This window comes from Streptomyces sp. CB02366, assembly GCF_001905905.1.
In the GTDB taxonomy this organism is placed as follows: domain Bacteria; phylum Actinomycetota; class Actinomycetes; order Streptomycetales; family Streptomycetaceae; genus Streptomyces.
The window spans coordinates 130,105-151,153 of sequence record NZ_LIVT01000010.1 but is presented as its reverse complement, the minus strand read 5'-3'; the positions used below and the strand labels follow the sequence as shown (position 1 = coordinate 151,153).

Here is a 21,049-nt window from a genome sequence, read left to right as displayed (position 1 = left end):
ATCGGCTGATGCGGCGGTGGCCGGACGGGGTCACCATGAAGGATCTGCGCAGGTCGACAGGGGCGGGCGCGAGGAAACGCGAGGTACGAGGTGGACCACCGGAGCGATCCGCGGCCCCCGGGTCCGGGGCGGGGCCCGGGCGCCGCCCCGGACGGTCCCGGCTTCGGTGGCGACCCCGAGGCGCGCCGGCTCGCCCTCCTCATGCACGCCGCGTTCTTCCTGCTGCTCGGGGCCTCCCTGACCCGGTTCCTGATGCGGCACCCCGGCGAGGCGCGCACCCCGTGGATCATCGCCCTGTCGATCACCCTGGCGGTGCTGTACCTGCTGGGGCCCGTCCTCGGTTCGCGCCCCACCCCGCGCCGGGTCGCCTGGCTCGGCGTGCTCGTCGTCGTCTGGATGGTGCTGGTCGTCCTGGCGCCGAGCTTCGCGTGGTGCGCGGTGCCGCTGTTCTACACCGGGCTGCGCATCCTGCCGCCGCGCGCCGCGCTCGCGCTCGTCGCCCTGCTCACCGCGTTCGTCGTGGCCGCGCAACTGCGCCTGGCGACCGGGTTCGACCCGAACCTGGTGCTCGCCCCGCCCGCCGTCGCCGCCGTGGCCACCGCCGTCTTCGTCCACATGCGGCGCCAGGCGGTACGCCAGGAGAAGCTGGCCGCCCGGCAGCGCGAGCTGATCGACGACCTGCTGCGGACCCGGCGCGAACTGGCCGCGACCGAACGGCGCGAGGGCACCCTCGCCGAACGCCAGCGGCTCTCCATGGAGATCCACGACACCCTGGCGCAGGGCCTGTCCAGCCAGCAGATGCTGCTCCAGGCGGCCGACCGCACCTGGAGCACCGACCCGGAGGCGGCCCGCCGCCATGTCCGTACGGCCACCGGCATCGCGGAACGCAACCTCGCCGAGGCCCGCCGCTTCGTCCACGATCTGGCCCCGGCCGACCTGGCGGAGGGCGGCGGACTGGAAGCGGCCCTGTACGCTCTGGCGGCCCGCGAGAGCGCCCAGGCGGAGGGGGCGCTCACCGTCCACTGCCATGTGGAGGGCGCCCCGGCCGCGCCCCTGCCGGACCGGGTGCAGTCCGCCCTGCTGCGCATCGCCCAGGGGGCCCTGGCCAACGTGCGGGAGCACTCCGGGGCCACCGCCGCCGGGCTGACCCTGACCCATCTCGACGACCGGGTGGTCCTGGACGTCGGCGACAACGGCCGCGGCTTCACCGTGGAGCCCGCGGGCGTACGCGGTCCCGGCGCCGTGCGCGACTCCGGCGCCGTGCGCGGCCACGGGATTCCGGCGATCCGGGCCCGGGTGCGCCAGCTCGGCGGAACGCTCACCATCGAGTCCGCCCCGGGCGAGGGCACGGTGCTCTCGGCCGGAATCCCGCTCGCGCCCATCTCTCCCACCGCCCCGCCGCCCACCGCCCCGGAGGACCCCGCATGACCGACCCCGGCCCGCAGACGCCTCCTGTGCCCCCCGTACGCATCCTGCTCTGCGACGACCACGCGGTCGTCCGCGCCGGCCTGCTCGCGCTCCTCGGCAGCGAACCGGACATCGAGGTCGTCGGCGAGGCCGGCAGCGGCGAGGAGGCGGTGGTGCTCGCCGCCCGCCTCGCCCCGGACGTCGTCCTCATGGACCTCCAGCTCGGCGAGGGCATCGACGGCGTCGAGGCCACCCGCCGCATCGCGGCCGACGGCACGGTCCACGTCCTGGTGCTGACCACGTACGACACCGACGCCGACATCACCCGGGCCATCGAGGCGGGAGCCACCGGCTACCTGCTGAAGGCGGAGCGCCCCGAGGAGCTGTTCGCCGCGATCCGGTCCGCCGCCCAGGGCCGCACCACGCTCTCGGCCCCCGTCGCCAGCCGGGTCATGGCCCGGATGCGCAGCCCCCGCCCCACCCTCACCGACCGCGAACGCGACATCCTGGCCCAGCTCTCCCAAGGGCTCGGCAACCGCGACATCGCCCGCGCCCTGTTCATCAGCGAGGCCACGGTCAAGACCCACCTGGGCCGGATCTACGACAAGCTGGGCGTCGACACCCGCGCGGGCGCGGTGGCGGTCGCGAAGGAACAGCGCCTGCTGCCGTGAGCGGGCCGCCGGAGCCGTGAGGGGGCGGCCGGGGTCCCCGCTCCCCCGGTCGCGTCAGCCCCGCCCCCGGACGTGACACCATCGAACCGTGCTCGACATCGGCTACTCCCTCTCCCGCCGTTTCCCCGATCCCCCGCAGACCGACTACCGCCGCGCGGACGTCCGGGCGCTGCGGCACGATCTGTTCTCCGGCGACGTCTACCTCGCCGACACCAAGGCGGACCGCGAGGTGTCCACAGCCTGGGGGTGGGTGCCGGTGCTCGACTTCGCGTGGGCGCTGTGCGACATCGTCGAGCAGATCGACCAGGACCCGCGCGGCAACCGCTCGCACCGGCGGCAGTACGCGGAACTGGACTTCACCGAGTCCTCGGACGTCATGATCTTCGAGCGGCGCTTCGGCTGGGTCGACGTCGAGGCGGACTGGATGCCCGGCGACGAGCCCCCGCTCACCTTCAGCCACTCCCTCCTGCGCCGCGAGGCCCGCGACTTCCTGCACGACCTGATCGCCGACCTGGCCGACCTGCACGAAGGGCTCGCCGACAACCCCGTGGTCTGGGACCTCCAGGCCCGCTTCCCCCGGGTGTGAGACCTCCTGCCGGGACTTTCCGGGGGCCTCCCGCGGCCTCAAGGCCCCACGGGCCCCGGCACGGGCCCCTCACGCCTCCACCCGCACCCCGATCTGCGCCGCGAACGCCGGGGCCAGCTCCATCAGCTGCACCGGGCTGATCACCGCGCCCGCCAGCCGTTCCACGCCCCGCGCGATGTCCAGCTCGGCCACCGTGCGCAGATCCACCGACTCCATCCGGGCGCCGCTGAAGTCCGCCCGCTTCAGCACGCAGTCGCGGAACTCGACCCGGACCAGGTGCGCGTCCCCGAAGTCCGGTTCGGACAGCACGCACCCCTCGAAGACGACGTCCTTGAGCCGCGCCTTGCGCAGGTTCAGATAGTCGATCTTGCCGCCCCGCACCACCACCCGCTCCAGCACCGCGCCGTGCAGCTGCACCCCGCCGAGGCGGGCGTCCACCACCTCCACGTCCCGCAGCGACGCCTCCGCGAGGTCCGTGCCCACGCCCCGCACGCCCGTCAGGACCGAGTCGATGAAGCGGGCCCGCGCCAGCTCCGCGCGGTCCAGGGCGCAGCCGTCCAGGGCGCAGTCCAGGAACCGGGCCCCCCGGCCCGACGCGTCCGCCAGGTCCGCCCCGTCGAACCGCAGCCCGTCGTAGTCCCCGTCCGGCTCCAGGCCCTCGCCGTCGTACGGGAGGAGGGGCGGCAGCCGCACCTCCGGCCGCCGTGCCGCCGTCCCGCCCGCCGTGCTCTTCTTCCTGCCGCTCGCTGCCATGCGCCCATCGTGACGCACACCACCGACACCGGGCCCGCCGCCCGTGTCACGTGCGGCCCTCGCCGATCCGTCACATCGTCAAAGACGCGAAGGAGATCCAGCCATGGTGCACATCCACGTCGGCGGCGGCGGCCTCGCCGGGCTCACCGCCTCGATCACCGCGGCCGAGTCGGGCGCCCGGGTCACCCTGTACGAGGGCCACCGGTCCCTCGGCGGCCGGGCCAGGACCGCCGAGGGACCGTACCGCGCCAACGAGGGCCCGCACGCCCTGTACCGGCACGGGCCGCACGCCACCTGGCTGGCCCGGCGCGGACTGCTCGGCCCCCTCGTCCCCGTACCGCCCCGGGAGGGGCTCCGCTTCCGCTTCCGCCGCGCCGGCGCCCTCCGCCGGATGCCTCCCCCGGCCCTGCTGCGGCTCGTCCGCCGGCCCCCGCACACCGCCCCGGTGGACGACCGCTTCCTGGACTGGGCGGCGGGCCGGGTCGGCGCGGAGGGGGCCGGGGCGGCCGCGCACTTCGCCGCCACCGCCCTGTTCCACCACGACCCCGGTGCGCTCTCGGCCCGGTTCGTCCAGGAGCGCCTGCACCGGCTCGGCTCGCTGCCGCCCGAGGCCCGCTACCCGGTCGGCGGCTGGGGGACGCTGGTGGAGCGGATGGCCGCCCACGCCCGCGGTCTCGGGGTCGCCGTCGAGACGGCCGCCCGCGTCGACACCCGGACGCTCGGCGAGCTCGCCCGCACCGGCCCGGTGATCGTCGCCACCTCCCTCGCCGCCGCCCGCGCCCTCCTCGACGATGCCTCCCTCGCCTGGGAGAGCGGGCGCACCGTCCTGGTGGACCTGGCGGTACGCACCCGGCGCGGCGACGCGTTCGTCGTCTCGGACCTGGAGGCGCCCGGCTGGCTGGAACGGTTCACCGCCCAGGACCCCGCTCTCGCCCCGGCCGGCGAACAGCTGCTCCAGGGCCAGTTCCCGATCGGCCCCGACGTGCGGCGGGCCGAAGGCGTCGCCCGCGCCGAGGAACTGCTCGACCTCGGCTTCCCCGGCTGGCGGGAGCGCACGACCTGGCGCGGCGAGGCGCTGGCCGAGGGCCGCACCGGCGCCGTGGACCGCCCCGGCACCACGTGGCGTGACCGGCCCTCCGTCGTCCGGGGCGACGGGATCTTCCTGGCGGGCGACCAGGTCGCCGCCCCCGGGCTGCTCAGCGAGGTCTCCTTCACCAGCGGCCTCGAAGCCGCGACGCTCGCCGCGAAGGCCGCCGGACAGCGCTTCGGCTCCGGTTCCGGCTTCCGGCGCGGGTGAGGTACGGGGAGGGCCGCGGCGTCGGGCGGGACCGTCTGCGCCCCCGCCACCGCCACTGCGTACGGAGGGCCGCGGCCCGCCGCGACGGTGGGCGGGAGCGCGGCCGGTTTCCCTCCGCGCCGCCCCCTCACCGCCCCAGCAGCCGCCGCGCGATCTCCGCGTGGTCGGCGGCGACGCGGACCTCCCCGCTCCCGGCCCCCCAGAGCCCGTTCTGGAGCACCCGGCCCAGCGTCCAGGCCCGCGCCCGCTCCCGGTCGTGCTCCAGCCCCAGGGCCTCCGTCAAAGCGTCGAACCGCCACACCACCTCGTCCGCGTCGAAGAGGTTGTCCAGCGCCGGGAACAGTTCGAAGCCCGGGTCCCCCGCCAGCGGCTTCGGGTCGAGCGCGATCCACTCCCCCGCCCGCCCCGTGTCCGCGCGCCCGGCCAGGATGTTGTCGTAGTGCAGGTCCCAGTGCAGCAGCCGGTCCCCCGGCTCGTCCGCGACCTCCCCTACCGCCGCCGCGCAGTCGGCGAGCAGCCGCCGGTCCGCCGGGTCGCCCAGCAGGGCCGTCCGCTCCGGCGCCACCGCGAGCATCCGCTCCACCACCCCGCCCAGCGTGCGCAGCCCCTCGGGGGCGGGGACCGCCGTCAGCCGGGCCAGCACCGTGCCGAGGACTTCCACCGCCTTGCGCACGTCGGCCTCGCCGGACAACGGCCGCCGCTCGTCGAGCCGTTCCAGCAGCAGCGCGCCGCTCTCCGGGTCGTGATCGAGCAGTTCCACCGCCCCCGCGCCCGCCGCCGCCCACTCCCGCAGGGCGACCGGTTCGCCCGCCGTCTCCTCGTCCACCGCCTGGAGCTTCAACGCGGCGGGCCGCCCGTCCGCCTCCCGCACCACCGGCAGGACCAGCGCGCACATCCCGTACATCGAGGGGCCGTCCGGCCGCAGCCCCCACCGCTCCAGCCACCGGGCGGCGAGGTCCGGCAGGGCGGCGACGAAGGCCCGGCCGGCCGCTCCGTTGTACCGGGACTGCGTGGCGGCCAGTTCCGCGGGGATCTCGATCACGCCCCCGATCCTAGGGAAGGGCGCGGCGGCGGGAGGGGAAACGATCCGGACCGGGCGGTACGGCACGGGGAGACGGATCGGCCCCGCGCGCAGTAACGTCCCGCCAGACATACGCTCGGCATCTCACCGGCCAGGGACACCAGGGGCATCATGGGCACCGTCAGTACCGCCGTCGGCGGCATATCGTTCTGGTACGCGCAGGAGGGCGCCCCCGCCCCGCGCGAACCCCTCCCCGGCGACACGGGCGTCGACGTCTGCATCGTCGGCGGCGGCTACACCGGGCTCTGGACGGCGTACTACCTCAAGAAGGCCGCCCCCTTCCTCACCATCATGGTCCTGGAGGCCAAGTTCTGCGGCTACGGGGCCTCCGGCCGCAACGGGGGCTGGCTGTACAACGGCGTCGCGGGCCGCGACCGGTACGCGAAGCTGCACGGCCACGACGCCGCCGTACGGCTCCAGAAGGCGATGAACGAGACCGTGGGCGAGGTCGTCCGGGCCGCCGCCGAGGAGGGCATCGACGCGGACGTCCACCGGGGCGGCGTCCTGGAGGTGGCGCGCACTCCGGCCCAGCTCGCCCGGCTCAAGGACTTCCACAGCGTCGAGATCGCCTTCGGGGAGACCGACCGCGTCCTGCGCGGGGCCCGCGAGACGGCCGAGCGCGTCCATGTGACCGGGGCGGTCGGCTCCACCTGGACCCCGCACGGGGCCCGTCTGCACCCGGCCAAGCTGGTCAAGGGCCTCGCGGACGCGGTGGAGGCGCTCGGGGTGACCATCCACGAGTCGACGCCGGTCACCGAGATCAAGCCCAAGCACGCGGTGACCCCGTACGGCACGGTCCGCGCCCCGTACGTCCTGCGCTGCACCGAGGGGTTCACCGCGAGCCTCAAGGGCCAGAAGCGCACCTGGCTCCCGATGAACTCCTCCATGATCGTCACCGAGCCGCTGCCCGCCCGGATCTGGGACACGATCGGCTGGGAGGGCCGCGAGACCCTGGGCGACATGGCGCACGCCTACTTCTACGCCCAGCGCACCGCCGACGACCGCATCGCGCTCGGCGGACGCGGCCACCCGTACCGCTTCGGCTCGGCCACCAACGACGACGGCCGCACCCGGCCGGCCACCGTCACCGCCCTGCGCGACCTGATGGTGCGGCTCTTCCCCACCACCGCGGGCGTCCACATCGACCACGCCTGGTCCGGCGTCCTCGGCGTCCCGCGCGACTGGTGCACCACGGTCACGCTCGACCGCTCCACGGGCCTGGGCTGGGCGGGCGGTTACGTCGGCTCGGGCGTGGCCACCGCCAACCTCGCCGCCCGCACCCTGCGCGACCTGATCCAGCAGGACTCCGGCCAGGCGGGCCCCACGGACCTCACCGCCCTGCCGTGGGTGAACCACAAGGTCCGCCGCTGGGAGCCGGAGCCCTTCCGCTGGCTGGGCGTCCACGGGATGTACGCGGCCTACCGCGCCGCCGACCGCCGCGAGACCGCGTCGCCGCGACCCGGCACGGACCCCGTGGCGAAGGCGGCGGACCGCATCGCGGGCCGCCGCTGACCGCTCCCGGACCGCCCCCGCCCCGGTGTCAGTCGCGGGGCCAGGGCCGTCCGTCGAGCTGTTCGATGGAGAGGTTCAGCCGGCTGAGGGAGGCGGCGAGCTGTTCCGCCTCCTCGGGGGTCCAGTCCGCGAGGACCTTCGCGAGGCCCGCCACGTTCCGGGAGCGGTCGCTGTCGAGGCGGCGCTCCCCCTCCTCGGTGATGGCGAACTTGCGGGCGATCCCGCCGTCCGGGTCCGCGATGCGCTCGACGACCCCGGCCCGCTGCATCGCGGCGGTCTGCCGGTTGAGCGTGGAGGCGTCCAGGCCGAAGGCGTCCCCGAGCTGCCCGATGGACATCGGGCCCTCCGCCTGGATGCGGCTCAGCAGGATGTAGGCGGAGCGGTCGAGCCGCCACTCCACGCGCGGGGTGAGCAGGTGCATGTACCGGCCGAGCAGCATGGTCTCGCGTTCGATCCGGTCGATGGGCTTGTCCACGCGCTCTTCCGCTCTTCCTTCGGTGGCCTGCGCCTCTCACGATAGATGTGCACTGTACACACGATATGCATGATGCACATTACGTGTATCTTGCATGGTCGGACATCCGGGACGACCGGCCCCGAGGACACGAGGAGCAGTACCCGTGGAGAGTTCACCCCCCGCACCCCGCCCGGGAGGCGTGGTCGGCATCCTGGCCTTCGCCGGCATCGTGGCGGCGCTCACCCAGACCCTGGTGGTGCCGCTGATCGCGGAGCTGCCGAAGATGTTCGACACCTCCGCGTCGAACGCCTCCTGGGTGATCACCGCCACCCTGCTGGCCGCCGCCGTGGCCACGCCCGTCGCCGGCCGGCTCGGCGACATGTACGGCAAGCGGCGCATGCTGCTGCTCTCGCTGGCCCCGCTGATCCTCGGCTCGGTGGTCTGCGCCCTGTCCTCGTCGGTGGTCCCGATGATCGCCGGGCGCGGGCTCCAGGGCCTCGGCATGGGCGTCGTCCCGCTCGGCATCAGCCTGCTGCGCGACGTGGTGCCGGCCGAGAAGCTCGGCCCGTCCATCGCGATCATGAGCGCGTCGATGGGCGTGGGCGGCGCGCTGGGCCTGCCGTTCGCCGCCGCCGTCGCGGAGAACACGAGCTGGCGGGTGCTGTTCTGGGTGGTCGCCGCGCTGGCCCTCGCGGTCGGCGCGCTGATCCTGGCCCTGGTCCCCGGGGACCGCCCGGCCGCCCGGTCCGGCTCCTTCGACCTGCTCGGGGCGGTCGGGCTCGGCGCGGCGCTCGTCTGCCTGCTGCTCGCCGTCTCCAAGGGCGCCGACTGGGGCTGGTCCAGCGCCGCCACGCTCTCCCTGTTCGCCGCCGTCGCCGTGCTGCTGCCCGCCTGGGGCCGCTGGGAGCTGCGCCGGAGCGACCCGCTGGTCGATCTCCGGGTCACCGTCCGCCCCCAGGTCCTGATGACCAACACGGCCTCGGTCCTGGTCGGCTTCGCGATGTACGCCCAGTCCCTCGTCGTGCCCCAGTTGCTCCAACTGCCCGAGGCCACCGGGTACGGCCTGGGGCAGTCGATGCTCGCGATGGGGCTGTGGATGGCCCCGGCGGGCCTGATGATGATGGCGATGTCCCCGGTCGGCGCGAAGCTGTCCGCCGCCAAGGGCCCCAAGGTCACCCTGGCCGTGGGCAGCCTGCTCATCGCCGCCGGCTACGGCCTGTCCGTCCCCCTGATCGGCTCAGGCTCCCCGTGGAGCCTGCTGGTCGTCACCCTCGTCTGCAACTCGGGCGTCGGCTTCGCGTACGGGGCGATGCCCGCGCTCGTCATGGGCGCGGTGCCGCGGTCGGAGACCGCGTCGGCCAACAGCTTCAACGCCCTCATGCGCTCGATCGGCACGTCGTTCGCGGCGGCGGTGATCGGGGTGGTCCTGTCCCGGATGACCACGGACTTCGGCGGCTTCCCCCTGCCCTCCGGGAACGGCTTCCGGGCCGCGATGCTGATCGGCTGCGGGGTCGGCCTCGCGGCGGCCGCGGTCGCCGCCCTCATCCCCGTACGCCCGGCGGCCGGACTCCCCGGCCCCGCCGCCGTCCCCGGCCCGGCGGCCGACGCGGCGAAGGCGTCCCGGTCCACGGCCTGACCGCCCGCCGGACGCACGAGGGCCCGGGGCCCCGCGGTGCGAACCGCGGGGCCCCGGGCCGGACTCCGTGCCGCACCGGTACCGGTGCGGCCGCCGCTGCCGGTCCGGGTGCCCCACCGCACCGGCCGCCGTACGGCTCCGGTACGGGTCCGCGTCAGCCCGCCGAGCGCAGCAGTCGGCGGGACCTCGCCGCGGCCACCAGCTCCTCGACCGTGGCGAGCTTCACCCGGGGCCGGCCCGTCGCCCGCCCCCGCTCCCGTTCGGCCCGTTCGATCGCGGCCAGGCCCCGGGCGTCCACGACACGGCGGTTGCGCTGCCGGACCAGGCGGCGGAACGCCTTGGCGTCGCCCGCCGGGGCGGGCAGCGTCCCGGCTACCGCGTCGGCCAGGAGCGTGCCGACCGTCTCGGCCGCGCAGGTGCGGTTGGCGCCGATCCCCCCGGAGGGCCCCCGCTTGATCCAGCCGACCACATAGCTGCCGGGCATCCCCGCGATCCGGCCGCCCTCGTGCGGGACGGTCCCCTTCGCCTCGTCGAACGGCAGCCCGGGGACCGGGAGGCCCCGGTAGCCGATGGCCCGCAGCAGCAGCCCGGCGGACAGGTCCGCCGTGCCGCCGCCGTCCGTGACGCGTACGGAGTCCACGCCGCCGCCGTCGCCGCCCAGGACCTCCACCGCCTCCGAGTGGAAGCGCAGCACGATGCGCCGCCGCGCCGCCGCGCCCTCACCGCGTACGGGGGGCCGGGCGTCCGTCCGCACCCGGGCGAGGCCCCGCAGGACCCCGGCCCGGTCGCCCGGCCCGGCCGCGTCGATCGCCGCCGCCGTCCGGGGATCGTGGTCGTCCACCACCAGGTCCACGCCCGGCAGGTGCTTCAGCGCGAGGAGTTCGGAGCGGGTGTACGCGGCGTCCTCGGGGCCCCGCCGCCCCAGCACCACCACTTCCCGCACCCGGCTCGCCCGCAACGCGTCCAGCGCGTGGGCGGCGATGTCGGTGGCCGCCAGCGCCTCCGGGTCCGCGACCAGGATGCGGGCGACGTCCAGGGCCACATTGCCGTTGCCCACCACGACGACCCGCTCGGCGGAGAGGTCGAGGCCCTGCGCGACGGCCTCGGGGTGGGCGTTGTACCAGGCGACGAACGCCGTGGCCGACAGGCAGCCGGGCCTCTCCTCCCCCGGCACGCCGAGCCGCTTGTCCGTGGAGGCCCCGACCGCGTAGACCACCGCGTCGTGGTGGGCGGACAGCTCCTCGGCGGTGACGTCCCGGCCCACCTCGATGCCCAGGTGCATCCGCACCCGGGGGTGGGAGTGGAAGCGGGAGAAGGTGTCGCCGACCTTCTTCGTCGCCGGGTGGTCGGGGGCCACCCCGTACCGGACCAGCCCGCCCGCCACCGGCAGCCGGTCGATCAGGGTCACCTCGGCGGCGGTGTGCAGCAGCAGGTCCTGTGCCGCGTACATCCCGGCGGGCCCGGTGCCGACGACCGCCACCCGCAGCGGCCCGAAGTCGGACGGCAGGGACCGCTCGAAGACCGGCTCGCCCCAGACGTGGAAGTTCGGCCCGGGGACCTCCGCCGCGGGCGGCTCCGCGTCCGCGTAGTAGGCGGCGTTGATCTCCGCGTACTCCCGCTGCCCCCCGGTCAGCGAGTCCACCGGGAAGATGGCGTCCACCGGGCAGGCGTCCGCGCAGGCCCCGCAGTCGATGCACGCCCGGGGATCGATGTGCAGCATCTCCGTGGAGCCGAAGGCGCGTTCCTCCGGCGTCGGGTGGATGCAGTTGACCGGGCACACCGCCACGCAGGTGGCGTCGTTGCAGCAGGTCTGGGTGATGGCGTAGGTCATGTCCCCGGCTCAGATCAGGTTCGCGCGCTTGTAGAACGCGAGGGCGGGCTTGGTGAGCAGGCGGGCGGAGGCCAGGAAGTCCATCAGTCCCGAACAGCTCGACCGCATCATCGACTTGTGGTGCTCGTTGGCCTTCGCGGCGGCCAGCGCCCGCTTCCGGTCGAGTCCGGCCCGCCGGTAGACCTTCGGGTTCACCATGCTGGTCACGATGAAGTACGAGGCGACGGCGACGACGAACGCGTTGATCTGCCGCCGCGCCCACCCCGCCCCCTCCAGACGCTTGAGGGTCTCGTCCCGGGCGAACTTCATGTGGCGGGACTCCTCCACCACGTGGATGTTGTTGATGGTGCGGACGAACGGCACGACCCGCTCGTCGCGCATCCAGTCCCGCTGCATCACGTCGAGCACTTCCTCGGCGACCAGGATCGCCGCGTACGCCGCCTCGCCGAACGCCAGCGTCTTGAACGCCCTGCCCAGCTCCATCACCGCGCGCCGGGGGCGGTAGTGGGGGGCGCCGAGCTTCCGCGCGCCGCGCGCGAACATGATCGAGTGGCGGCACTCCTCGGCTATCTCGGTGAGCGCCCACTGGAACTCCGAGCCCGCCGGGTCCTTCATGTAGATGTCCCGCAGCACCATCTGCTGGAGGATCATCTCGAACCAGATGCCCGTGCTGGCGACCGACGCCGCCTCCTGCCGGGTCAGCTCCTTGCGCTGCGCCTCGGTCATCTCTCCCCAGTACGCGGTCCCGTAGAGGCTGCACCACTCCGGGCTCGTGCCGTGGAAGTCCTTGTCCAGCGGGGTGTCCCAGTCCACCTCGGTGGCCGGGTCGTACGCCAGCTGCGCGGCCGAGTCGAGCAGCCGCCGCGCGACGTCGTCGCCCTCCGGGCTCTCCTGGACCTTCGACGGAACAGTGCTGCCGGCCATGCTGCGGCTCCTTGGGTCGAGTGCGGTGATCCTTGGTCGTGACGAGTGCGTACGTCGGCAGACCCGTGGGGCACGGGGGCCGCGCGGGATCACTGGGGCCGGGGGCGACGGCCCGTACCGCCGCCCGCCCACGCCGGAATCGGCGCCGGCCGGGCCCCCACCCGCTTGTTAGACGCAAGGTATAACAAGGACCCCGGGTCGGCCTACCCCCTGGTAGAAAACAGCCCGGATACTCACCGCATCTCCTTGCCGCACAAGGGAAGTTCACCCCCTGCGCCACTACGGCCCCAGGGCTCGCACCGCGGCCCCCGCCTCAGCGGACGGACCCCCGGCAGGCCCGTCCGACGACCGCCGCCGTCAGCCCGTCGAGCTGTTCGCGGAGTTGGGCGACCCGCCGCAGGGCCTCCGCGTCGTCGGCGCTCGGCAGCCGCCGGACGAGGTCGTGGGCCTGCTCCCGCACCCGCCGGGCCAGTTCGGCGACCGCGTCGGCCGAGGGGGCGGGGGGCGCGGGCCGCCGCGGAGGGGTTCTCCCGGCGGGCGTCGCGGAAGGGCGCGCGGCGGGCGGGGCGGGGGGCCGTACGAACGGCAGGGCGGGAAGGCGCGCGGCGGGCGGCGCGGTGAGGCCCGCGCAGAGGCGGCGGCGATGGGCGGCCTGGCGGCACTCCTCCCCGCAGAACCTGCGGGGAGGAGTGCCGGTGGCGGGGGCGGCGGCCAGGCCGCGCCCGCAGGACTCGCAGACGCGCCGCACGGGCGTACGCGTCTCCCGGCCCGTCACCAGGACGACCCGTCGCGGGCGCCCGCGCCCGACGTCTCCGCGACGAGGGCCTCCCGGGTGGCGGGGCCGTACACGCCGGGCTCGTCCTCCACGCCCCGTATCCACTGGAACCGGTACACGGCGTCGGCCAGCTCGTCGTCGTACACCCCGTCATAGGGCCCGTGGTAGACGCGCGCCTGGTCCAGCCGCCGTTGGAGTTCGGCCACGGCGGGCCCGTTGCTGCCGACCGACAGCGTCGGCGGCGCCTCCGGTTTCCGGGAGGGCGGTGCGGGCGGCGGGGTGGGGGCCGGGGTGGCCGAGGGGGCGTGGGCGGCCTCGCTCGGCGTCGCGCTCGGACTCGGCGTGGGGGCGGTGGAGGGGGTCGTCACGGGGGCGGGCGCCGCGGGGGCGGAGGCGGTCGCCGACGCGGTGGGCGACGGGGCCAGGGCGGGGGCCACGGAGCTCTCGACGGCGGGCGGCGGCGCCGGGGCCGCCGGCAGGGGCCGCCCCTCGACGGTGACGACCCGGTCGGCTCCCCGGGCGCCGACGAGGCCGTACAGCACGGCCGCCGAGGCGGCGCAGGCCGCCACGGCGCACACGGCGATCCACGCGAGGGTGCGGCGGCGGGCGCGGCGGCGGGCGTCCTGCGGACCGGGGGCGAGGGGCGCCGGTACGGGACCCGGCTCCCTCGCGGGGCCGGAGCCGGGCGCGGACGGTCCCGCATCCGGCGCGGCGGTACGGGCCGGAGGTTCCGCGAAGAGGCTGAGCACCTCCTGGTCGACGGTGCCGTCGGTTCCGTCCGGCGGAGCGAGGTACCCGAAGACAGGGCTCGCCTCGAAACAGACGGCGGCCCCCTTCGGCGCGTCCGCCCCTCCCCGCGGGCCGGTCCGCGAGTGCTGCCGGGAAGTCATGGTCCTGTGGCCTCCGTTGTCGTGGTCGTCGCGGGGCGGATACGTCGCGGGGCGGGGCACGGGCGGCGGGTCGACGCCGCGTCCTCGCGGGCGGGGCGGCGCCGACGCGCCGCCCCGCCCGCGAGGCCGTTCACCCGGTGCGGCGCGTCACGCGCGGCGGCGACGGCGCGTCATGAAGGCGATGGCCGCACCGGCGGCGATCACCAGGGCGGCGGCGCCGGCGATCATCACCGTCGAACCGGCGCCGGTGAGGGCGAGGTCGCCTTCCTTCTTCGGCTCCGGAGCGGACTTCGAGGGCTCGGCGGACGGCTCCGAGGGCTCGGCGGAGGGGGTCTCCTCACCGGGCTCGGACGGGGCGCCGGGCTCCTCGGGCGTACCGGGGGCCTCCGGCTCCTCCGGTGTGCCGGGCTCCTCCGGAGTGGCGGGGGGCGTCGGCGTCGGTGTGGACGGGACCTCCGGCTTCTCCGGCTCACCCGGCGCGCCCGGCTCGCAGGAGAAGGGCGGAGTGCCGTTCCAGGGGTAGTTGTGGCTCTCGTTGCCCGAGCCCCGGGTGGTCAGATTCCCCCCGACGTACAGCCGGCCATTGGTGCTCGCGGTGATGTCCGCGGAGGCCTCGGGGGCGAGAACGGACCCCATGAAGTTGCCTCCGCCGCCCAGGGTCAGCGACGTGGAATCCTCGAAGTTGTAAAGAATTCGTGAAGCGGCTTCACCGAATTTCGACGAGCTGTAGACGTCGGCCCGGTCGCCCTCGAAGCCCACGGCCATCGGAGAAATCTTCACGGGCTGGGAACCGGAGACATTGACGACGACGGACGATCCGGCCGGCAGGGACTCGAAGGTGAAGGTCGAGGCGTCGTTGATGTCGGCGGCGGAGATCTCGAAGACCTGGAGTCCGCTCTCCCCCGCGCCCCGGAAGGTGACCGAGCCGCCCTTCGCCTCGGTCTTCCCGGTGGGCTTCAGCGCGCCCAGGCTCGCCGATTCCTTCGCGATCGTGGCGCCGAACCCGGCGTGCGGCTTCAGCGCGGCGTCCTTGCCGAGCCCGTCGGGGCTCTGGCCGCCGTTCGTCTCCAGACTGCCCCGGACGTCGAGTTCGCCGCCCACGCGGATCGAACCGCCGTAGCGCGGGCCGGAGGTGAGGCCGTGTCCGACGTCGAGGGTCACCCCCCTGGCGACCGACAGGTTCCCTCCCACGGCGAGCATCACGTCACCGGAGGCGGGGATGATCCCCGAGCCCATGCCGGCCCGTCCGACGTTGAAGACACCCCCGCTCTTGGCGAACGTGGCGTTCCCACCGACGACGAGCAGCCCCTCGGCCTCCGCCGAGCCGCCTTCGGCGGTGTAGTCGCCGCCGGCGAAGAGGGCGACGCCGCCGTCCGTGAACGTCGGGTTGTGGCCGAGTCCGGGCATTTCTCCGGGAGCGGGGCACGAATCAGATCTTCCCGCCTTTCCCGTGGCGAATGCAGGGGCAGCGGAAACAATTGTTCCGGCACCGATGAGACCGAGCGAAAGAGCCAATGCGGCTGTTATGCCGGTACTTTTGAATGTAAGTTCTCGCTTGCGCACAGCGGTGACGATAGCAGCGGCGACCACCCGCACAAAGGGGCGTCACCACCTTCCCGGCGGCACCCTTTCCAGGGAATTGCTAACGCCGCCTCAGGGCCTGGTTAAGGGAGTTATAAGCCGTACGGAGAAAGTGTCCGGCACGGTTGCCCCGGGGGGCGTCGAGGCCGGTCCCCACGGTCTCGGGGCCCGGACGGCTCCGCCCTCTCCCGCATTCCTCCGGGAGACGCGGTTAACGCTGCCGAGTCCGGATCGTTACGGACTCCGCCGGGCGCCGCCGCCCCGGCTCCCCGGCCTCGTACCGCCCCGGCGCGTACGGCTCCCGGCCCCCGGCCACCGCCCCTCGCGACGACCGCCCCGGGGCCGCCGCCCCCGACCCCCGGACCGCGATCCGCGATCCGCGATCCGCGAACCCGGGCCAGGGGATCACTGGCCCTCGATCTCGACCAGCGGCGGATGCTCGTGCCAGCTGCAGAAGACGCTGATCTCGCGGTCGCCCTCGGTGAAGGTCACCCGGATCCACAGCGGGTGCTTCCACACCTGCATCCGCCATCCCGCGTCGGGGACCGCCGAGACCAGTTCCGCGTAGTCCCGCTTCATGTCGAAGGTGACCCGCCCGCCGTCGACGGCGTACCCCTTCACCTCACCGGCCCCCGCCGCGGGCCGGTCGCCCGGCCCGCCCGCCGTCCCGCCCGGCTCCCGCGAGGGGGTGGCGCCGCCGCGGGTCGGCGCCGGGTCCGCGCCGGCGCTCGGCGTGGGGCTCGGCGAAGGCTTCTCCACCGCCTCGCCGCTCCCGCCCGACGGGGTGGGCCGGGCGGTCGCCCTCCCGGCGTCCGGCCGGTGCGTGGAAGCCGGCCCGGAGTCCTCCCGCCGCTTTTCTTCCTCCACCCGCGTATCCGTCAGGGCTATCGGGGACGGCGGCGGATAGGCAGTGGCCGCCATCACCGTATGCACACCCCACCACGACAACATGCCCGCCGCCGCCGTGGACAGCGTCCAGGCAATTCCCTGCTTCAGTAGTCGTCGCATCCTGATCCATGGTCGCCGGGGGTTCTTCGCCGAAGGCCCTGCAAATCGATTCATTGAATAGCGTACGGTTCCGTTCATGGCTAGTGTGCTCCTGGTCGAGGACGACCACTTCGTACGCGCTGCCCTCATTAGGCACCTCACCGACGCCTCCCACAGCGTGCGGAGTGTGGGCACCGCACTGGAGGCGTTGCGTGAGATCTCCCAACTCCATTTCGATGTGGTGATACTCGACCTGGGACTGCCCGACCTCGACGGCGGCAAAGCCCTGAAGATGCTCCGCGGCATCGCCGACGTCCCCGTCATCATCGCGACCGCCCGGGACGACGAGGCGGGCATCATCCGGCTGCTCAACGACGGCGCCGACGACTACCTGACCAAGCCCTTCTCGGCCGAGCACCTCACCGCCCGCATCGCCGCCGTCCTCCGGCGCTCCGGCGCGGGGGCGGGCGGCCGCAGGGCCGCCGTACCGCCGCCCCAGGTGATCAGCGTCGGCGGGATATCCGTCGACCCGACGCGCCGGGCCGCCTCCCTCGACGGCAGGGAACTCGACCTGACGCGCCGCGAGTTCGATCTGCTGGCCTACCTCGCCGAACGCCCCGGCCGGGTCGTCTCGCGCAAGGACCTGCTGGCCGAGGTATGGAACCAGCCCTACGGGGCCGACAAGACCGTGGACGTCCATCTCTCCTGGCTGCGCCGGAAACTGGGCGAGTCCGCCGCCTGCCCGCGCTACCTGCACACCTACCGGGGCGTCGGCGTGAAGCTGGAACCCCCGCGGTGAGATGGGCGTTGATCAAGGTCTGCCTCGCCGTCACCGGCATGGTCGTCCTGGCCTTCGCCGTGCCGTTGGCCCTGGTCGTCAAGGAGATGGCGTCGGACCGGGCGTTCTCCCAGGCCGAGCGGCAGGCGAACGCGCTCGGCCCGACGCTCTCCATCACCACCGACCGTGACCAGCTGCTCCGGGCCGTCCTGTCCACCGAGGCGGGCGCGGACGGGCGCATGGCCGTCCACCTCCCCGCGGCCAAGGGCGGCGGGGAGACGGAGATGGGCCGGGTGCGGTCCGACCACGAGGCGGTGGAGATCGCCCGGGAGCTCAAGCACGCCGGGGTCACGGCCGTGCCCGGCGGCTCGGCGTTCCTCCAGCCCTTCGCCCTGGAGTCCGGGAAGATCTGCATCGTCGAGGTCTTCGTACCGGAGGCCGAGGTCGGCCGCGGGGTCGCCTTCGCCTGGCTCGTGCTGGCCGGTGTCGCCGCCGCCCTGGTCACCGGATCGGTGCTGGTCGCGGACCGCCTCGGCGTACGGATGACCCGGCCGGCCGAGCGGCTGGCCGGCGCGGCCCAGCAGCTCGGCCGGGGAAGCCTGGAGGTCCGGGTGCCGGAGGAGGGCCCCGGGGAGCTGCGACGGGCCGCCGAGGCGTTCAACGCCATGGCCGACCAGGTGGTCGAACTCCTCGCTAACGAAAGGGAGTTGGCCGCCGACCTCTCCCACCGCCTGCGCACTCCGCTGACCGTGCTGCGGCTCAACGCGGCCTCGCTCGGGGAGGGGACCGCCGCCGACCAGACCCGCTCCGCCGTCGCCCACCTGGAGCGCGAGGTGGACACCATCATCCGCGCGGCGCGCGAGGCCAAGCCGAGGACGGCCGGGCCGCTCCTGAGCGCGGGGTGCGACGCGTCCGAGGTCATCCGCGAGCGCATGAACTTCTGGGCGGCCCTCGGCGAGGACGAGGGGCGCGCCATCGACGTCGCCGGGGCCGAGGAGCCGGTGTACGTCCCCGTGCCGCGGGCCGACATGGTGGCCGCCCTCGACGCGCTGCTGGGCAACATCTTCCAGCACACCCCGGAGGGGACCGCCTTCTCGCTGGACATGCACCGCAGCCAGGACGCGGTGATCATTCTCGTCTCGGACGCCGGACCGGGCATCGCGGACCCCGAGGCCGCGCTGGCCCGGGGCAACGACGGTGGGCGGGACGGCTCGACGGGGCTGGGGCTGGACATCGTGCGGCAGATGGCGGAGTCCACCGGCGGCGACGTCCGGATCGGCCGCTCGGTGTACGGCGGCGCGGAGATCCGGGTCTGGATCCAGCTCAACGCGGTGCCCGGGGAACAGCCCCGCCGCCGCGACCGCAGATCGTCCCGGCGTCGCGGCCGACCGGGCGTCACGTCGAGCTGAGAACAGGGGCCCGTGGCCGGAAGCCCGTACGCGGGGCCCGGACGCGGCAGCCCGCGCAGGGATTTCCGCCCCCGGCCTCCCCCGCCCGGACGGACGGCCGGGCCGAGGGGCGTACGGGCCGAGGGGGCTCAGGGCGGAGTACAGGCGTACGGGCGTGACCGCCGAAGGCGTGACCGTCGTCGGACGGGTCAGGACGCCCGCCCGGACCCCTCCGCGGTGGGCCACAGCACGACGCGTGCACCGAGCGGTTCGGCCGCCGTCCCGGAGATGTGGCCGGAGGGACGGCCGGAGCCGTGACCGCTGCCGTGCCGGCCCACGGCCGCGCGCACGGGCCCGGCCGGCCGGGCGGAGACGGGCACGACCGTGGGGAGGAGGCCGAACCCGGTGCCGGTCCCCGGCTCGGCCCCCGGCCCCCGGCCGGGCCCGCCGCCCGTGCTCGCCCCGGCCACCGGCTCCCCCCAGGCCGCCGACCCCGTTCCCGCCGTCGTCGAGAACGGGGTACCCGGCACCGCACGTCCGTCGCGCCCCGCCTCGGACGAAGCGTGGCGGGCACGGCGGCGTCGTCGTCCCGAGGGCGGCCCCCCGGCCGCGTCCCCCGGCGCGTCCGGGTGGGGCAGCCCCTCCGCCGTACCGGCCGCCGAGCGGACCGGCAGCTCGATCACGTACACCCCGCCCCCCGCGCCCGGCGCCTCGTACCACTGCACGGCCCCGCCGTGGACGCCCACGATCCCGGACACGATCGACTGGTGGACCGGGTCGCCGCCGACGTACGGCCCCCGCACCTCGATGCGCACGGCCTCGCCGCTCCGCGCCACCGCGACCGTCGTCAGGGCCTCCTCCTCCGGGTCGGCCGAGACCTGGCCCTCCGGGAGGGCGACGTCGGTGAGGAGGTGGGAGAGGGCCACGGCCAACCGCTCGGGGTCCACCTCCGCCCGGACCGCCGGGCTGCGCAGGGCGAACCGCGCCCGCTCGGGGCCGAGCAGCTCCGTGGACCGGCGCACGCCCTCGCGTACGACGCCGCCGACGTCCACCGGCTGCCGCCGCAGCTCCACCACGCCGGAGGTGAGCCGTTGGTGGTCGAGCACGTCGTCCAGCACGGCGGCCATCCGCGTGCAGCCGGTGGCGAGCCGGCCGAGCAGCCGCCCGGCCTCCGGCCACAGCCGCCCGGCGTCGTCGGCGGCCAGCGTCATGAGTTCGGAGCGCAGCTCCTCCAGATGCCCGCGCCGCGCGCCGTCCACCGCGGCGGTCAGGCTCCGGTGGCGCTCGGCCAGGCCCTCGTACCGCTGCTCGTGGCGGCGCAGTTCGGAGCCGTGGCGCTGGGCCTGGGCGGTGAGTTCGGCCGCGTGCCGGTGCGCGAGCCGCTGCTCGGGGCCCCGGTCGCGGAAGGTGAGGACGGCGCCGGCCACCTGCTCCCCTTCGCGGACCGGTACCACGGTCATGTCGACGAGGAGCCGGGCCCCTTCGCGGTCCCACAGGGTCTGCCCCCGGACGCTGTTCGTCCGTCCGGTGCGCAGGGTGTCGGCGAGGGGCGACTCCTCGAACGGGAACGGTTCGCCGTCCCCGCGGGAGTGCAGGACGAGCGGGTGGAGCTCCCGGCCGCCCAGCTCGCTCGCCCGGTGGCCGAGCATCCGGGCGGCGGCCGGGTTGACCAGCACGATCCGGCCCTCGGCGTCCGTGCCGACGACGCCTTCGGCGACCGCCCGCAGCACGGCCTTCGTCTGCCGCCGGGCCTCGGCGAGTTCGGCCTCGGCGTCCAGTGCGCCGGTGAGGTCCCGGACGACGAGCATGAGCAGGTGGCCCGAGGCGTCCCGGCCGTACGTGCCGGAATCCGGTATGCCCGCCTCCGGTACGCCGGTGACGGAGACCTCGGCGGGGAACGCGGAGCCGTCGGTGCGCCGGGCGCTCATCCGCCGCGCCCCGGCGCGCATCCACGCGCCGGTCCCCTCGGGGCCGGGGGCCGGGCGGTCGGCGGGGCCCGGGGCCTGCCGCCAGTCGAAGTCCGGCAGCAGGTCCAGCAGTCCGCGCCCGACGACGGCCGTGCCGGGCGTTTCGAAGAGGGCCAGCGCCATGGCGTTGGCGTTGACGACCGTGCCGTTGTCGTCGACGAGCACGAGGCCGTCCGGCAGCGCGTCGAGGACGGCGGCGGGACGGCCGATACCTGGCGGGGACGGGTGGTTCACGACGGCGCTCCCTGTCACGGGCTTCTCTCGCGTGGGCGCTGGGGCGCCACAACCGGACGGCGAACTCAACCTAGACCCGGCGGACCCCGCCCCCCGGCCCGGCCGGAGAGGTACGGCCGATCTTTAGGGGTGCCTTAACGAGCCCCTGTGCCTGCCCTCACCTACCCCCTCGGCCCCGGCCCGTACGGGGCACGCGCGCCGCGCCCTCGCTTCGGCTTCGGCTTCGGCTTCGGCTTCGGGAACGGAAACGGCGGCAGCGGCCCGCGCTCGGTTCGAGGGCGGGCCGCTGCCGGG

At 75.0% G+C, this 21,049-nt stretch carries 18 protein-coding genes; 8 read left to right on the top strand and 10 right to left on the bottom strand.

The features are described 5' to 3' along the window. Positions 1-90 precede the first annotated feature (90 nt). From AMK24_RS25085 to AMK24_RS25075, 3 genes are all read left to right on the top strand, one after another. Positions 91-1,428 carry a sensor histidine kinase gene (locus AMK24_RS25085; protein WP_073771132.1) on the top strand — a complete coding sequence of 446 codons (1,338 nt, stop codon included), beginning with the start codon at positions 91-93 and terminating at the stop codon, positions 1,426-1,428. Beyond that, positions 1,425-2,078: a response regulator gene (locus AMK24_RS25080; protein WP_073771131.1), complete on the top strand. Its 654-nt coding sequence runs from the start codon at positions 1,425-1,427 to the stop codon at positions 2,076-2,078. The genes AMK24_RS25085 and AMK24_RS25080 overlap by 4 nt, the downstream gene beginning before the upstream one ends. 88 nt (positions 2,079-2,166) lie before the next feature. Further along, on the top strand, positions 2,167-2,664 hold the full coding sequence (locus tag AMK24_RS25075; RefSeq protein ID WP_073771130.1) for a hypothetical protein: 498 nt from the start codon (positions 2,167-2,169) through the stop codon (positions 2,662-2,664). Between the two features lie 69 nt (positions 2,665-2,733). Here AMK24_RS25075 and AMK24_RS25070 read toward each other — a convergent pair whose 3' ends face one another. Continuing rightward, positions 2,734-3,417 carry a pentapeptide repeat-containing protein gene (locus AMK24_RS25070; protein ID WP_199876496.1) on the bottom strand — a complete coding sequence of 228 codons (684 nt, stop codon included), beginning with the start codon at positions 3,415-3,417 and terminating at the stop codon, positions 2,734-2,736. Positions 3,418-3,520: 103 nt separating this feature from the next. Between AMK24_RS25070 and AMK24_RS25065 the strand changes: the two genes are divergently transcribed. Beyond that, positions 3,521-4,714: an FAD-dependent oxidoreductase gene (locus AMK24_RS25065; RefSeq protein WP_073771129.1), complete on the top strand. Its 1,194-nt coding sequence runs from the start codon at positions 3,521-3,523 to the stop codon at positions 4,712-4,714. Positions 4,715-4,841: 127 nt separating this feature from the next. Here AMK24_RS25065 and AMK24_RS25060 read toward each other — a convergent pair whose 3' ends face one another. Further along, complete coding sequence (locus tag AMK24_RS25060) at positions 4,842-5,756, bottom strand: aminoglycoside phosphotransferase family protein (protein ID WP_073771128.1); 915 nt, start codon at positions 5,754-5,756, stop codon at positions 4,842-4,844. A 150-nt stretch (positions 5,757-5,906) separates the two neighbouring features. Here AMK24_RS25060 and AMK24_RS25055 point away from each other — a divergent pair, with 150 nt between their 5' ends. Next, positions 5,907-7,307, top strand: coding sequence for an NAD(P)/FAD-dependent oxidoreductase (locus AMK24_RS25055; RefSeq protein WP_073771127.1), 1,401 nt, complete (start codon positions 5,907-5,909; stop codon positions 7,305-7,307). Between the two features lie 28 nt (positions 7,308-7,335). Here AMK24_RS25055 and AMK24_RS25050 read toward each other — a convergent pair whose 3' ends face one another. Then, the gene (locus AMK24_RS25050; RefSeq protein ID WP_073771126.1) at positions 7,336-7,782 is read right to left on the bottom strand and encodes a MarR family winged helix-turn-helix transcriptional regulator; all 447 of its coding nucleotides are present in this window, start codon (positions 7,780-7,782) and stop codon (positions 7,336-7,338) included. Positions 7,783-7,927: 145 nt separating this feature from the next. On the opposite strand from AMK24_RS25050, the gene AMK24_RS25045 reads away from it, so the two are divergent. Then, positions 7,928-9,400, top strand: coding sequence for an MFS transporter (locus AMK24_RS25045; RefSeq protein ID WP_073771125.1), 1,473 nt, complete (start codon positions 7,928-7,930; stop codon positions 9,398-9,400). Between the two features lie 154 nt (positions 9,401-9,554). On the opposite strand, the gene AMK24_RS25040 is transcribed toward AMK24_RS25045, so the two are convergent. From AMK24_RS25040 to AMK24_RS25015, 6 genes are all read right to left on the bottom strand, one after another. Further along, positions 9,555-11,231 carry an FAD-dependent oxidoreductase gene (locus AMK24_RS25040; RefSeq protein WP_073771124.1) on the bottom strand — a complete coding sequence of 559 codons (1,677 nt, stop codon included), beginning with the start codon at positions 11,229-11,231 and terminating at the stop codon, positions 9,555-9,557. Between the two features lie 9 nt (positions 11,232-11,240). Continuing rightward, positions 11,241-12,155: an AurF N-oxygenase family protein gene (locus tag AMK24_RS25035; RefSeq protein ID WP_073771123.1), complete on the bottom strand. Its 915-nt coding sequence runs from the start codon at positions 12,153-12,155 to the stop codon at positions 11,241-11,243. A gap of 313 nt (positions 12,156-12,468) precedes the next feature. Beyond that, on the bottom strand, positions 12,469-12,930 hold the full coding sequence (locus tag AMK24_RS25030) for a hypothetical protein (protein WP_143203730.1): 462 nt from the start codon (positions 12,928-12,930) through the stop codon (positions 12,469-12,471). Next, a complete protein-coding gene (locus AMK24_RS33365; RefSeq protein WP_073771121.1) occupies positions 12,927-13,820 on the bottom strand; it encodes a peptidoglycan-binding domain-containing protein in 894 nt (297 codons plus the stop codon). The genes AMK24_RS25030 and AMK24_RS33365 overlap by 4 nt, the downstream gene beginning before the upstream one ends. Positions 13,821-13,967: 147 nt before the next feature. Beyond that, a complete protein-coding gene (locus tag AMK24_RS25020) occupies positions 13,968-15,227 on the bottom strand; it encodes a choice-of-anchor A family protein (RefSeq protein ID WP_107427461.1) in 1,260 nt (419 codons plus the stop codon). Positions 15,228-15,806: 579 nt separating this feature from the next. Further along, positions 15,807-16,409, bottom strand: coding sequence for a hypothetical protein (locus tag AMK24_RS25015; protein ID WP_073771120.1), 603 nt, complete (start codon positions 16,407-16,409; stop codon positions 15,807-15,809). Positions 16,410-16,485: 76 nt separating this feature from the next. Here AMK24_RS25015 and AMK24_RS25010 point away from each other — a divergent pair, with 76 nt between their 5' ends. Then, complete coding sequence (locus AMK24_RS25010) at positions 16,486-17,187, top strand: response regulator transcription factor (protein WP_073771119.1); 702 nt, start codon at positions 16,486-16,488, stop codon at positions 17,185-17,187. Beyond that, the gene (locus tag AMK24_RS25005; protein ID WP_073771118.1) at positions 17,184-18,575 is read left to right on the top strand and encodes a HAMP domain-containing sensor histidine kinase; all 1,392 of its coding nucleotides are present in this window, start codon (positions 17,184-17,186) and stop codon (positions 18,573-18,575) included. Before AMK24_RS25010 ends, AMK24_RS25005 begins: the two co-directional genes overlap by 4 nt. Positions 18,576-18,763: 188 nt before the next feature. Here the strand turns inward: AMK24_RS25005 and AMK24_RS25000 are convergent, their stop codons facing one another. Beyond that, the gene (locus AMK24_RS25000; protein WP_073771117.1) at positions 18,764-20,755 is read right to left on the bottom strand and encodes a PAS domain-containing protein; all 1,992 of its coding nucleotides are present in this window, start codon (positions 20,753-20,755) and stop codon (positions 18,764-18,766) included. Positions 20,756-21,049: the final 294 nt, after the last annotated feature.

Coding starts and splice junctions, on each gene's coding strand:
- AMK24_RS25080 (WP_073771131.1), top strand. CDS start 1,425: ATGACCGACCCCGGCCCGCAGACGCCTCCTGTGCCCCCCGTACGCATC.
- AMK24_RS25070 (WP_199876496.1), bottom strand. CDS start 3,417: ATGGCAGCGAGCGGCAGGAAGAAGAGCACGGCGGGCGGGACGGCGGCA.
- AMK24_RS25065 (WP_073771129.1), top strand. CDS start 3,521: ATGGTGCACATCCACGTCGGCGGCGGCGGCCTCGCCGGGCTCACCGCC.
- AMK24_RS25055 (WP_073771127.1), top strand. CDS start 5,907: ATGGGCACCGTCAGTACCGCCGTCGGCGGCATATCGTTCTGGTACGCG.
- AMK24_RS25040 (WP_073771124.1), bottom strand. CDS start 11,231: ATGACCTACGCCATCACCCAGACCTGCTGCAACGACGCCACCTGCGTG.
- AMK24_RS25035 (WP_073771123.1), bottom strand. CDS start 12,155: ATGGCCGGCAGCACTGTTCCGTCGAAGGTCCAGGAGAGCCCGGAGGGC.
- AMK24_RS33365 (WP_073771121.1), bottom strand. CDS start 13,820: ATGACTTCCCGGCAGCACTCGCGGACCGGCCCGCGGGGAGGGGCGGAC.
- AMK24_RS25020 (WP_107427461.1), bottom strand. CDS start 15,227: ATGCCCGGACTCGGCCACAACCCGACGTTCACGGACGGCGGCGTCGCC.
- AMK24_RS25015 (WP_073771120.1), bottom strand. CDS start 16,409: ATGCGACGACTACTGAAGCAGGGAATTGCCTGGACGCTGTCCACGGCG.
- AMK24_RS25010 (WP_073771119.1), top strand. CDS start 16,486: ATGGCTAGTGTGCTCCTGGTCGAGGACGACCACTTCGTACGCGCTGCC.